Origin of the sequence: Psychrobacter fjordensis, assembly GCF_904845995.1 — a bacterium.
GTDB classification, from domain to species: domain Bacteria; phylum Pseudomonadota; class Gammaproteobacteria; order Pseudomonadales; family Moraxellaceae; genus Psychrobacter; species Psychrobacter fjordensis.
Genome location: NZ_CAJGYP010000001.1, coordinates 1,865,658 through 1,878,324, shown reverse-complemented (window position 1 = coordinate 1,878,324; position 12,667 = coordinate 1,865,658). Strand labels below are relative to the sequence as shown.

General features: G+C 44.2%; 12 protein-coding genes. 9 read left to right on the top strand and 3 right to left on the bottom strand.

The window, feature by feature from the left end; genetic code table 11:
• The first annotated feature begins 22 nt into the window (after positions 1-22).
• From JMW61_RS07970 to JMW61_RS07935, 8 genes are all read left to right on the top strand, one after another.
• Positions 23-349 (top strand): DUF779 domain-containing protein, encoded by a 327-nt coding sequence (locus JMW61_RS07970; RefSeq protein ID WP_110923110.1) that lies wholly within the window; start codon positions 23-25, stop codon positions 347-349.
• Positions 350-567: 218 nt separating this feature from the next.
• Entirely contained in the window at positions 568-2,211 is a 1,644-nt protein-coding gene (locus tag JMW61_RS07965) for a GMC family oxidoreductase (RefSeq protein WP_201550206.1), read from the top strand.
• 469 nt (positions 2,212-2,680) lie between these two features.
• Positions 2,681-4,321 carry an ABC transporter substrate-binding protein gene (locus JMW61_RS07960; RefSeq protein WP_201550205.1) on the top strand — a complete coding sequence of 547 codons (1,641 nt, stop codon included), beginning with the start codon at positions 2,681-2,683 and terminating at the stop codon, positions 4,319-4,321.
• A 164-nt stretch (positions 4,322-4,485) separates the two neighbouring features.
• Positions 4,486-5,502, top strand: coding sequence for an ABC transporter permease (locus JMW61_RS07955; protein WP_110923113.1), 1,017 nt, complete (start codon positions 4,486-4,488; stop codon positions 5,500-5,502).
• A gap of 156 nt (positions 5,503-5,658) precedes the next feature.
• Positions 5,659-6,573: an ABC transporter permease gene (locus tag JMW61_RS07950; protein ID WP_194197835.1), complete on the top strand. Its 915-nt coding sequence runs from the start codon at positions 5,659-5,661 to the stop codon at positions 6,571-6,573.
• Position 6,574: 1 nt separating this feature from the next.
• Positions 6,575-7,642, top strand: coding sequence for an ABC transporter ATP-binding protein (locus JMW61_RS07945; protein WP_265090108.1), 1,068 nt, complete (start codon positions 6,575-6,577; stop codon positions 7,640-7,642).
• Complete coding sequence (locus JMW61_RS07940) at positions 7,639-8,610, top strand: peptide ABC transporter ATP-binding protein (RefSeq protein ID WP_201550204.1); 972 nt, start codon at positions 7,639-7,641, stop codon at positions 8,608-8,610. The genes JMW61_RS07945 and JMW61_RS07940 overlap by 4 nt, the downstream gene beginning before the upstream one ends.
• Positions 8,603-9,574, top strand: a complete 972-nt coding sequence (locus JMW61_RS07935) for a DUF4424 family protein (RefSeq protein ID WP_201550203.1) — start codon at positions 8,603-8,605, stop codon at positions 9,572-9,574. Before JMW61_RS07940 ends, JMW61_RS07935 begins: the two co-directional genes overlap by 8 nt.
• Before the next feature lie 100 nt (positions 9,575-9,674).
• Here the strand turns inward: JMW61_RS07935 and JMW61_RS07930 are convergent, their stop codons facing one another.
• Together JMW61_RS07930 and JMW61_RS07925 are read right to left on the bottom strand one after the other, a co-directional pair.
• Positions 9,675-9,902: a DUF2798 domain-containing protein gene (locus JMW61_RS07930; protein WP_201550202.1), complete on the bottom strand. Its 228-nt coding sequence runs from the start codon at positions 9,900-9,902 to the stop codon at positions 9,675-9,677.
• Positions 9,903-9,947: 45 nt separating this feature from the next.
• Positions 9,948-10,367, bottom strand: coding sequence for a nuclear transport factor 2 family protein (locus tag JMW61_RS07925; protein WP_201550201.1), 420 nt, complete (start codon positions 10,365-10,367; stop codon positions 9,948-9,950).
• A 161-nt stretch (positions 10,368-10,528) separates the two neighbouring features.
• Between JMW61_RS07925 and JMW61_RS07920 the strand changes: the two genes are divergently transcribed.
• Entirely contained in the window at positions 10,529-11,467 is a 939-nt protein-coding gene (locus JMW61_RS07920) for a LysR family transcriptional regulator (protein WP_201550200.1), read from the top strand.
• 96 nt (positions 11,468-11,563) lie between these two features.
• On the opposite strand, the gene JMW61_RS07915 is transcribed toward JMW61_RS07920, so the two are convergent.
• Positions 11,564-12,589, bottom strand: coding sequence for a nuclease-related domain-containing protein (locus tag JMW61_RS07915; protein ID WP_227687389.1), 1,026 nt, complete (start codon positions 12,587-12,589; stop codon positions 11,564-11,566).
• Between the last annotated feature and the right edge of the window lie 78 nt (positions 12,590-12,667).

Below are 12,667 nucleotides of genomic sequence, written 5' to 3'. Positions count from 1 at the left end.
TTCTTATGATAAGGAAATCATCATGAAAGTCAAAGCGACAGAGTCCTGCATAGACCTAATCGAACTACTTAAATCCAAGCACGGTGAGCTGATGTTTCATCAATCTGGTGGCTGCTGTGATGGTAGCTCCCCCATGTGTTATCCGCTAGGTGAGTTTAAGGTAGGCGGCCAAGATGTATTGGTCGGTGAGATTGCTGGTTGTCCATTTTATATGGGCAAAGCGCAGCACAAATTATGGCAAAATACGGATTTGACCATTGATGTGGTTGACGGGCGTGGCGCCAGCTTTTCGCTAGAAATTCCTGAAGGCAAACGTTTTATTGTACGTTCAGAAATTTGCTCAATATAAATGGCTGTTAGAGCATGCCCTTATTTCGAAATGATGATAAATACTGCTAAATACCCTAAAAAAACCTATCAATAGGCTCCTATTGATAGTCTATTTTCTCTATCTACACGCTCTAGTCATTTTTATTTTATTATTCTGGCAAAATAATAGATATTGTAAAGAGTAGCTTACTTTGAAAAGCTCGTTTTGATTAGCATGGATGCTATAAGGAAGATAAAATGGAATTTGATAAAACGTTTGATTACGTCATCGTGGGTGGCGGCTCTGCCGGCTGTGTACTTGCCAGCCGCCTCACCGAAAATCCAGAAATCAGTGTATGCTTATTAGAGTTTGGCGGCGAAGGCAAAGACCTTGCCATTCGTGTACCTGCCGGACTGATTCTGATGGTGCCCGGCAAACCACTAAAGTTAAATAACTGGTGCTTTCACACTACGCCTCAAACTCATCTCAATAATCGACGCGGCTTCCAACCACGCGGCCAATGCCTAGGCGGCTCCTCTGCTATCAATGCCATGATTTATACACGCGGCAGTGCGCTAGACTATGAGCGCTGGGTAGAGGAAGGCTGTGATGGTTGGGGATTTGACGATGTCCTACCCTACTTTATCAAAGCTGAAAACAACGTTCATGGCAGTAGTGAGCTACATGGCGATAGTGGGCCGCTGCACGTGAGCGATTTGCTCAGTCCACGTGATATCTCAAAAGCCTTCGTAGAAGCCGCCATTGCCAACGGTCTCGACCATAACACAGACTTTAATAGCGAAAAACAAGACGGTACAGGTTTGTATCAGGTCACCCATTTTCATGGGGAAAAACAAGGTCAACGTTGCTCTGCCGCTGCAGCCTATCTACATCCTGTCCAAAGCCGCCCGAACCTAACTGTCATTACTCACGCGCAAGCCAACCACGTCATCATTGAAGATAAACAAGCGACTGGTGTGGTTTATGAAAAGGATGGTGTCAAACATACTGTCATGGCACATCGTGAAGTCATCCTATCAGGCGGCGCTTTCGGCTCGCCTAAAGTGTTGATGCTATCAGGTATTGGCCCAGCAGAACACTTGCAATCTCACGGTATCGAGGTCGTGGTAGATTCACCTGATGTCGGTGGCAACCTGCAAGATCACCTAGACGTGGTCTTTGATTACGAAGTAAATACCACTGATGTCATTGGCATTGGTATGGCAACGATTTCCCGTTTGACCAAAAGCATTCGACAATGGAGAAAAGATGGCACGGGATTGCTGTCTACCAACTATGCCGAAGCAGGTGCGTTCTTCAGTGTCGGCGATGCCCCAAAAGAGTGGCCAAATACTCAGCTACACTTCGTCATATCTCGTGTAATCGAACACGGTCGCGATCTCAGACGTGGCTTTGCCATCTCTTGCCACAGCTGCTATCTGCGTCCTGAGAGTCGCGGCACCGTACGACTAGATTCTGCCAACCCCTCTGATGCAGTCCTGATTGATCCAAACTATCTCTCCCATCCAAAAGATGTAGAGTGCATGGTGGCCGGTGCCGAGCGTACCAGAGCCATCATGCAAGAGTCTCCTCTCGCCGAATACATTACGGAAGACTACCCTGCCCCTTACATAGAAAAAGACGGCATGCTCGGCTATATTCGCAATAAATCCGATACCATCTATCATCCTGTCGGTACTTGCCGTATGGGCTCAGATGAACGCTCTGTAGTGGATTTAGAGTTAAAGGTACGCGGCGTGAGCGGACTACGAGTCATTGACGCATCAATCATGCCAACGTTGATTAGCGCCAATACCAATGCTCCAACAATTATGATTGCTGAAAAACTGGCAGATATTATCAAGGCAACTCATAACCATGTCGAAAACACTGTCATATAAATAACCATCATAAAAGCATTTTATAACTGGTTGCGTCAAGTAGACGTAACCATATTATTTCTTTTCGTCTGCAATTCGTTATAAAACCATACTCAAGTAATTTCGTAATCATCTAACTCTTTACCTTAAATAAATAGATAAAAATAGTAAAATTCCGCATATTCCATTAAATTCGTGCTGTGATCGGCACATTAATGTATTTTTTATCGAAATTAGTTTAATTATATCTTGCGTTATTGCAGATTAGAGAGTATATTCGAACGAGTTGTTTATATTATTAGTTTCTATAGATATAAATTAAAGTTATAACAACCTGTAATATGTTTATTTTTGTATGTATGGAAAGTCATATAAAAGATCACATACATAGATATTTTCAAGGTTATTAAATGCTTGCTCATTATGTTCATGATCGAGTACGAACATGTAGATATACGAGTAGCTACCTATCACTACATAGGATGTAATAATGCAAAAATCCCTCTTTAAACTTACCATGCTGACGACACTTATCTTAGGTATTAGTGCCTGTGGCGGCGACAACAAAACCACCGACGATTCTGCTGCTAGCTCAGATGCTAAAGCGGCTAAAACATTGCTTTATTGTTCAGAAGGTAGCCCTGCAGGTTTCGATCCAGCACAATACACTTCGGGTACTGATTTTGATGCGAGCGCCTTCCCTATCTATAATGGCTTGGTAGAATTCAAAAGAGCGGGTACCGAAATTCAACCAGGATTGGCCGAAAGTTGGGATGTGAGCGAAGATGGTAAGACCTATACCTTTAATCTACGTAAAGGGGTCAAATTTGGTACAACTGACTACTTTACCCCGACTCGTGATTTTAATGCAGACGACATTCTCTTTACGCTAGAGCGTATTACCAACCCAGAGTTTGAATTTAATAAAGCCTATCCTGCTGAATTCCCGTATTCGGTTGGTATGGGATTACCAGATATTATCTCTAATATCGAAAAAGTAGATGACTATACGGTAAAAGTCACGCTCAGCGAGACCAACGCCCCGTTTTTACAGAACCTAGCGATGCCTTTCGCTTATATCAACTCTGCTGAATACGCCAACAAATTGATGGCTGATGGCAATGCAGCTGATATCAATACCAAGCCAGTGGGTACCGGACCTTTCGTCTTTACTTCTTATCAAAAAGACGCGCAAATTCGTTATACCAAAAACCCAGACTATTGGAACAAAGACGATATTTATATCGACAACCTCGTCTTTGTCATCACAAAAGATTCAGCCGTTCGTGCCCAAAAAGTTCAAGCAGGCGAATGTCATGTATCCGCCTATCCAAAACCTGCTGAGATTGAAGCAGTCAAAAATTCTGGTAAGGCTACGGTACTAGACCAACCCGGTTTCAACGTTGGCTATGTCGGCTATAACGTCGAAAAACCTAAACTGAGCGATCTGAAAGTGCGTCAAGCATTGGACATGGCCATCAACAAAGATGCCATTATCAATGCGGTTTATCAGAGCGAAGGCTTAAAAGCCACCAATCCAATGCCGCCAACGCAGTGGGGTTACGACAAGTCGCTCAAAGATGCACCTTATGACGTTGAGAAAGCAAAAGCCCTTATCAAAGAAGCGGGTGCAGACAACCTTTCTATCGACTTATGGTATATGCCAGTTCAACGACCATATAACCCTAACGCCAAACTGATGGCTGAAATGCTACAAGCAGATTGGGCCAAGATTGGTGTTGATACCAAGCTTGTGACTTATGAATGGGGTGAGTACCTAAAACGCGCGGCTAAAGGTGAGCCTGATGTCATTCTAGCGGGTTGGACTGGTGACAATGGAGATCCGGACAACTGGCTTGGCTCATTATTGTCTTGTGACGCTGTCGGCGGTAATAACTACTCGCGCTGGTGTAACAAAGATTTCGATAATTTAGTCACCAATGCCCGTCAGATCAATGATCAAGATGAGCGTGTGAATGAATATGTACAAGCTCAGCAGATATTCAAAGAGCAACTGCCTTGGACAACGATGGCGCATTCGGTGGTAACGGTATTCACCGCACCAAACGTGTTCGATTATAAAATCAGTCCACTTGGCTCAATACGTTTTGATGGTGTGAAAGTTGAATAATCTTCACTGATTAGATCCGATACGACATACATAATGGTTTAATTTATATTCGGCTGGGTCAGACTTCCTGCACCAGCCGTATTCATCTGCATTAAACGCTTTGTCGCGGACCCTCTTACCATCGCAAACACTCTTATCATTGAATCACAACTATTGAGCAGCCCATGCTACTTTATATTCTGCGTCGAATCGCTATTCTCATTCCTGTCTATCTTGGCTTGACCCTATCAACCTTCACTCTGATTCGTCTCGTCCCTGGAGATGCGGTTGAGATTATGATGGGCGAACGTATGGTCGATCCAGAGCTACATGCTCGTGCCCTAGAGCGACTGGGATTAGACAAACCTCTTGTCGCCCAATATTGGGATTATCTGACTGGCATCTTGACGGGTGATTTTGGCGAGTCTTTTCGTACTCGTACCCCCGTATTACAAGATTTCTTTGCCCATTTCGTTCCAACCTTAGAGCTGGCTCTATGCGCCATTGTCATTGCTAGTGTTATTGGCGTGAGCTTAGGCATCTTTGCTGCGCTGCGACGTGGTACATGGATTGACTACACTCTCATGTCAGGGGCGCTGGCAGGTTACTCTATGCCCATCTACTTATTGGGGCCAATCCTCACAGGTATATTTGCTCATTACTTGGGCCTGCTACCTGTCGCTGGGGTGATATCTGTCGCACAGTTCTTAGATGTGCAGCCCTTATATGGCTCGTGGCTACTCGGCTCTCTCACGTCGGGAGAACCTGGTGCGTTTTGGAACGTGGTCAAACACTTTATCTTGCCCTCTATTGCTTTATCGACTATTCCGCTTGCCATGATTGCACGGATGACGCGCTCGGCGATGCTAGAAGTGCTAGATGAAGATTACGTGCGTACCGCGCGCGCCAAAGGTCTATCACCGAGCCGCGTGATCATGGTACACGTGATGCGTAACGCTTTGATTACGGTAGTCACAGTCGTTGGCCTACAGATGGCAACATTGCTCGCGGGTGCCATTATTACCGAGACCATCTTTAGTTGGCCAGGCGTTGGGAATTGGCTACTCGACGGATTTTTCACTCGTGATTATCCTATCGTACAGAACGGTATTTTACTGGTCGCCACTGCCTTGATTTTGGTTAGTTTATTTATTGATATTTTGTATGGTCTTATCAACCCACGTATTCGACATACTTCTTAATCTAACATTGATAAATACTCATATTATAAGTAGTGACAAATAGCGATTACATGGTTTTGAGTCGTTTTCAGCACATTCCTGAATGATTGCTAGGAATGGTTGCTAGAAATAGGACTCTACATACTTGCAACGCGTTAGCCACTATAGGAAATGCTCATGAAGCCTTCTGCTGTTCCCTCTGATCTTAAGCTTGCGGCACTCACGCCGCCCTCGTCTTGGCAGCTATTTTTATCGACGTTTTGTCGCAATAAAGGCGCGGTACTTGGTTTTATTGTACTGGCTTTGATGGTGCTTATTGCCATACTCGCGCCTACCATTGCTCCCCATGACCCTTACGAATTGTTCACTGGTCAAGAGCAATTACCACCTGCCTTTCTAGATGGCGGCAATACGATGTTTTGGCTCGGTACTGATGATGCGGGTCGAGATACGCTGTCTCGGGTGATGTATGGTGCGCGTTATTCACTGTTTATCGGTCTAAGTGCTACGACTCTTGCGATGTTGGTTGGTATTTCGTTAGGGCTGAGTGCTGCGTTTTGGCCAAAAGTCTGGGGCAAGGCCGTCATGTTGGTCAATGACATCTTAATGTCCTATCCGAGCTTGCTACTGGCCATCATCATTGCCGCTATCTTAGGGCCATCTATGACTAATACTATTATTACCATCGCTTTGGTCTGTACGCCGCCTTTTATTCGTTTGACTCGTGCCACTGCAATGGTAGAGCTACAACGTGAGTACTTTATCGCCTCACAAGTAATGGGTGCTGGCGTGCTGCGCTTATTATTTATTACCATTTTACCCAACTGCATGGCACCGCTCATCGTACAGGCAACGATGATTTTTTCCTCTGCCATTCTAGAAGCGGGTGCGATTGGTTTCTTAGGCTTTGGTGTACAGCCACCAGATGCCGAATGGGGCGCCATGTTAGGTACGGCACGTCAATATATTCAGAGTAATGTTTGGCTCGCTATTTGGCCGGGTGTCGCTATTTTCTTGGCTGCCCTGTCGATTAACTTGACTGGTGATGGCTTACGCGATGCACTAGATCCCAAATTAAAGCAGGTGACCTAACATGACTGATCCATTAATTAAAACGCCTATCAATCATACCTCTATGAATGGTGCATCAGCAAAAGAATCACCGTTGTTGTTAGATATCGAGAACCTATCGGTTACGTTCGGTCAAGGGATACGCGCATTTCGCGCGGTAGATGATGTATCACTGAAAATCGCACAAGGTGAGGTCATCGCCGTCGTGGGTGAATCTGGCTCAGGCAAGTCCGTCACTATGATGGCGCTAATGGGGCTGTTGCCACCCTCTGCGACAGTCCGCGCACAGCGAGTGGTGTTTGATAACAAAGACATGCTCAGCATGCCAGCCAAAGAGAAGCGCGGTATCATTGGTAAAGATATCTCTATGATTTTTCAAAATGCGATGTCTTGCCTAAATCCAAGTTTCACCGTTGAAATGCAGTTGGGCGAAGTACTACGCAAGCACCTTGGTTTACGAGGCGCCGCAGTACAGACGCGCATATTAGAACTACTAGAATTGGTCGAGATGCCCGATGCCAAAAACCGACTCAAAGTCTATCCGCATCAACTATCAGGTGGTATGAGTCAACGGGTCATGATCGCGATGGCAATTGCTTGTGAGCCAAAACTACTTATCGCAGATGAGCCAACTACTGCTCTGGATGTCACCGTACAAGCACAAATCATGGATTTGCTGAGCCGATTACAACGCGAAAAGCAAATGGCGATGGTATTAATCACTCATGACTTGGGACTGGTCGCACAGAACTCACGTGATGTCGCGGTCATGTATGCCGGACAAGTGGTTGAAACCAGTACGGTGCCAGAGATTTTTCAACATCCTGCTCACCCTTATACTGAAGCGTTACTGCAAGCCATACCTGAACTGGCTATCGGTCAAGACCGTCTAAACAGCTTGCCCGGTGTCGTACCCAGTCAATACGATCGACCAGCTGGCTGCTTACTGTCTCCTCGTTGCCCGTATAAAGAACCTGCTTGCGAAGTACCGCCACCTATATTAGATACACCTACTGGCAAGGTACGTTGTATTGATTCTAATATTACCTCTCGCCCCTCTCACGCTGCTACTTTGGAGTCCCAAGTATGAGTAATAAAGTGGTCTTAAAAGCAGACAACCTACACAAGCACTACCCAGTATCACAAGGTCTGGGCAAAGCAAAAGCATACGTAAAAGCCCTCAATGGTATTTCGTTCGAGCTTGAGGCTGGCAAAACATTAGCTGTCGTTGGTGAGTCAGGCTGCGGTAAATCAACCCTTGCCCGCCAGCTGACACTCATCGAAGCGCCTACTCATGGCGAGCTATTTATCAACGATGAAGCAACAACTGGCTATAGTAGAAAAGCGCTGAAAGAGTTGCGTACCGAAATTCAAATGGTCTTCCAAAACCCTTATGGTAGCCTCAACCCGCGCCATACTATCGGCTATCAGTTGACGGAACCATTGGATATCCATACCAAATTGTCCAAAGAGGAAAAGCGCGACAAAATCAACGAGATGATGAAAAATGTTGGTCTACGTCCCGAACATGCTGGTCGTTATCCGCATATGTTTTCTGGTGGTCAGCGCCAACGTATTGCCCTCGCCCGCGCGATGATGCTCAATCCAAAAATCGTCGTCGCTGATGAGCCGACCTCCGCCCTCGATGTCTCCATTCAGGCTCAAGTCTTAAATCTATTTATGGATTTGCAGGATGAGTATCGTACCGCTTACGTTTTTATCTCGCACAATCTATCGGTCGTACGCCACGTCGCTGATGATGTGATGGTCATGTATTTAGGTCAAGCTGTTGAGCACGGCCCTAAAGAAGCGATCTATAATGCGCCAAAACATCCGTATACCATCGCCCTATTGGCGGCTGCACCAACGGTAAATGGCCACAAGAACGATCTGACGCTACAAGGCGAATTACCCAGTCCGCTCAACCCACCAAGTGGCTGCGCCCTACACAAACGTTGCCCATATGCCAAGCAACAATGCAGCGAAATAGAACCGCAACTGCGAGAGTGGGACGGTCGATTAGTGGCTTGTTTACGTTTGGAAGAAATATATGGATAAGCGCCATCTAATTTTTAGCGGTACGTTAGCTTACGCTGTGCTGCTAGCGATGACTACTGCTCAAGCCAATGACTCTACGGGCTACGTCGGCACAGGCGGTGTTGAGTATCTTAAAAATAAAAATATCAGCATGCATAGTGAAGATTTATACATCTCAAAAGATGAAGTGCGCGTTAATTATGAGTTCAAAAATCTCAGTAATAAAGACATTACTGAGACGGTTCTTTTTCCTATGCCGGCTGTGCCCAGTTTTATAGAATCAGATTACGCTGATATTAATGCCACTTATGATAACTTTAAAGTTTGGGCCAATGGCAAGCCTATCACTCCTGATCAGCATGTCCGCACTTTTATGTACCCGATCATCATCAAAAATGGTGAGAAAAACTATGCGGAAAAAGCTATTGATACCACCAACCTTTTTAAGGCGTGCGGTATTAGTGATGCTCAAATGATGTCACCTTGGACCTATAAATTTGATACCGATGATATCAATCAACGGCTTTTGGATTGTAATAGCAAGGCACTCGATAGGTTTATCGATGATAGAGAAGACCTTGATATCTTTTGGGAATCGCAAGTGATTTATAGTTGGGAGCAAACCTTTAAAGCCAATACTATCACCAAGGTCAAACACACCTATAAACCGTTAGTGGGTGGCTCTGTGCATCTAGGTGAGGAAGAATTCCCAGATTTTTGCGTTGATGCTTCAACTCAGAAAGGGTTTAACAAGAATGGTGGTCGTCCCTATCATGCCTTAAGCTATATCCTAACTACGGGAGCAAATTGGGCCAAACCGATTGCCAACTTTAAGCTGACTGTAAAACGCGACCCTAACGAACTGGTCTCGTTCTGCTGGAAAGGTAAGGGCAAAGTTAAGAAGATTGGACCAACGACGTTTGAAATCAAAGAAAGTAATTTTGTGCCAACCCATGATTTTGACGTCGCTTTTATTATGAAGTAGCGGTTAGTGTTTCGGGTGTACGTAGCTCACCGATAAAACTTGATTCGATAGCAGTCGTGGCAATAAATTCAAGCGTTCTGAGTAGTAGCGTTCTGATGAATTATGAGTCTAGCAGTCTTTTAGTCAATTTTTGTACCGGATTGGCTATTATCATGACACAAACAAAGGCGACAGGCGCAGCCAGCATCCAAGCCTTAAACCAGTAATAAACAAACCTATCCACCATACCAAGGTTGATAAAGGTAATATAAATTGTCATCATCCCTGATAATGAAACTGCCATAATTGCAGTATTAACAATGCGGAACTTATAACTTTTTTGCTTCATCTGATTCATCATAGCCTCAAACAGTTTCAACCTTTCATTTACCTTTTATCTTGAGATTTGCATAGCAGCTTCTAAAGCCGCCGTGTCCTCATGCATGCGGTACAGACAAATCTCGCCAACATCATTAAAACGGACAATCATTGACCACAGGCTATTAAATACTTTCCCCGTGTGTTTGACTGTGTGAGCAAGCTTGCCAAATCTGATCACGTAATTATTAGCGACGATAGACTCCTCCATTACAAACTCGCCAAACTCGAACATTTTTGCAAGATTTTTAAAAAAATTAATGCTTTCATTTTTGCCACTGTGCGTGCCATAAATAGGCACCTGACTGTCTGTATCCTCTCGAAAAACCACGAATTTAACGTTTTCATCACATCGCTGCATGGCTTGCTCATATTCACCCATAAAGATGTGTGCTATAAATTGATCGAGTGTTTGGGTGTTTGATGGTGATTGCATACGTCTCTCAATACTTTATAAAGTAGATAACGAGTCTAATATAGTGGCGTAAAGATAAACAGATTATAGATAGGCAATCACTGTGCAAAAATGCACGGTGAAATTTGCTAAACTGATTATTTATACTAAAACTAGTGCTCATACTGAAAGGTAGTAGTGATATGCAGTGGGATGATTTGGCTTACTTTGTCTGCTTGGTGGAAAAACAGACTCTGACTGCTTGCGCTGAAGAGCTGGGGGTACAACACAGTACGGTTGCGAGGCGAATTGTTCATCTTGAGCAAACATTATCGGTAAATCTGTTTGATCGACTAGGTAAACGCTATGCACTGACGCCAGAAGGGTCGATGCTCTACAGCCAAGCCATTGAGGTGAAAAAAGAGATAGCCGTATTTGAGAGAATGGCAATTGATCAGAACGCGATGCAGGGCAAAGTCGTTATATCGGCACCACCTGTCTGGGCAAATGAAGTGCTGATACCGGCTCTGGCTGAGTTTCGCCAGCAGTTCCCAGATATATTAGTCGCATTGAGCGGTGAAGTTGGCTTGAGCAATTTACATCACAGAGAAGCAGACATCGCCATAAGAACACGTTGTCCCACACAGGAAGATCTGGTTGCTCGTATCATTGGGTCCACAAGATACGGTTTCTTTGCTAATAATGAATACCTCAAAAACACCCATTCTGATCGATGGCAATTAATAGAGTTTCAAGCCAATGCTAGAGTACTTGCTTGGTCACAGGCATTGATGAAACAGCATGCCTATACGGTTGCATTTAACACTAATGATTTATATATGGCCTGTCATGCTGCTCGTAAAAAAATAGGCATCGCGTTACTGCCAGAATTTTTAGCTCACCAATACCCAGAGCTGACGGCAGTTGACCCTATTAATCGAGTAGCGCTGACCGCTCGGACACAACCAACAGTGGAGAACATTCATTCTTCAACACTCGTTTCAGACAATCAGGATTCAATCTCAAATACCAGCATTCCACTCACTCAAGACTACCCTCTCTATCTTGTGATGCATCCCGATGTCAGACGCTCTGCACGAGTGAGAGCAGTTGCTGATTGGTTAATTGCCAGTTGTGCTTAACTCAAGTAGCTATATAGAGTACAGCTTGTATAGAGTAAGGCTTATATAGAATACCGCTAATCAATATTCACTACGCCCCAACATTTAGGAAATTGACTACAACCAAAAAAGTCTTTCCCTTGGTGCTGGCCTTTTTTTTGCAACACGTTTGACCATTGCTGCCTGACATCTTGGACAGGCAGGTACTTGCTCTGTAATAGCTGTATGATTGATTTGCTCAACAGCTTTAAGATCGATGCTATTAGACGTGATAATCTCACATTCAGCCGTTTTAAAATCATTGTCCGATGACTCAGGCTCCATAACTTCAAACGGTGTAAGAAACACTTTATTAGCCATATCATATGGTGTGTTTGCCTGCTGAGTATTCATACTGTCAGTTATTAATTCGCTAGATTCAATCTCAGTCTGACCAGACCATTGCAGCACTTCTCTACTTTTCAGCGTGGCTCTTTTCGCGGTTTCTTTTACTATCGGCTCTGGTTTAGGCTTATTAGCCACTTTATCAACTGGTTTATCAGTAGCGTTACCGTTAGGCTGATTATTTGACGGGCTATGCTTGTCTTTTAGATAGGCTTTATGCTCTCGATTGATGCGCCAAGACTTACTAAATCTGTTGCTATTAATCTGCTCAACGATGGACTTGACCTCGTCTTCAGTGAGTATCTTATCCTGCTTTTTCTTCACATAAGACACCATACCACCTGTTAAGACGTGTTCGGGTAACTCATCACGGGTTTTCAGCTCGCACTCACCGATGAAAGCAATCATCGAATGGAAGTAGCTCAACTCCAATCCTAATAAATCGGCGAGCGTCTTAATATGCAGATAATTTTGGCGCAGTGGGTTCTGGAATTTGAATTTACTGCCATTCGGGAAAGCTTGTGTCCACTGTCTTTGCTTCTCGCTACCATATATCCAGCCTTTATAATTTTTGGTTTCAATGACAAAAATGCCGTATACAGAGACGATGATATGATCGATTTGGGTACTACCACCGTTGGCTCTTGGCAAGGTAATACCGTTTAATCGGTGATAGACATTTTTTTCTAATTTTAGCCACATGGCGACGTTGATGACGGTTTCACCTAGGAAACCTTTAAAGCTAGATTTTAGGGACATGGTGATAATCTTTATAAGTAGGTTAACAGTACAGATCGTTTTTGAGTAAAAACTTCAATAATCTTTAATTTAGCTTTT

Coding starts and splice junctions, on each gene's coding strand:
- JMW61_RS07970 (WP_110923110.1), top strand. CDS start 23: ATGAAAGTCAAAGCGACAGAGTCCTGCATAGACCTAATCGAACTACTT.
- JMW61_RS07965 (WP_201550206.1), top strand. CDS start 568: ATGGAATTTGATAAAACGTTTGATTACGTCATCGTGGGTGGCGGCTCT.
- JMW61_RS07960 (WP_201550205.1), top strand. CDS start 2,681: ATGCAAAAATCCCTCTTTAAACTTACCATGCTGACGACACTTATCTTA.
- JMW61_RS07955 (WP_110923113.1), top strand. CDS start 4,486: ATGCTACTTTATATTCTGCGTCGAATCGCTATTCTCATTCCTGTCTAT.
- JMW61_RS07950 (WP_194197835.1), top strand. CDS start 5,659: ATGAAGCCTTCTGCTGTTCCCTCTGATCTTAAGCTTGCGGCACTCACG.
- JMW61_RS07945 (WP_265090108.1), top strand. CDS start 6,575: ATGACTGATCCATTAATTAAAACGCCTATCAATCATACCTCTATGAAT.
- JMW61_RS07940 (WP_201550204.1), top strand. CDS start 7,639: ATGAGTAATAAAGTGGTCTTAAAAGCAGACAACCTACACAAGCACTAC.
- JMW61_RS07935 (WP_201550203.1), top strand. CDS start 8,603: ATGGATAAGCGCCATCTAATTTTTAGCGGTACGTTAGCTTACGCTGTG.
- JMW61_RS07930 (WP_201550202.1), bottom strand. CDS start 9,902: ATGAAGCAAAAAAGTTATAAGTTCCGCATTGTTAATACTGCAATTATG.
- JMW61_RS07925 (WP_201550201.1), bottom strand. CDS start 10,367: ATGCAATCACCATCAAACACCCAAACACTCGATCAATTTATAGCACAC.
- JMW61_RS07920 (WP_201550200.1), top strand. CDS start 10,529: ATGCAGTGGGATGATTTGGCTTACTTTGTCTGCTTGGTGGAAAAACAG.
- JMW61_RS07915 (WP_227687389.1), bottom strand. CDS start 12,589: ATGTCCCTAAAATCTAGCTTTAAAGGTTTCCTAGGTGAAACCGTCATC.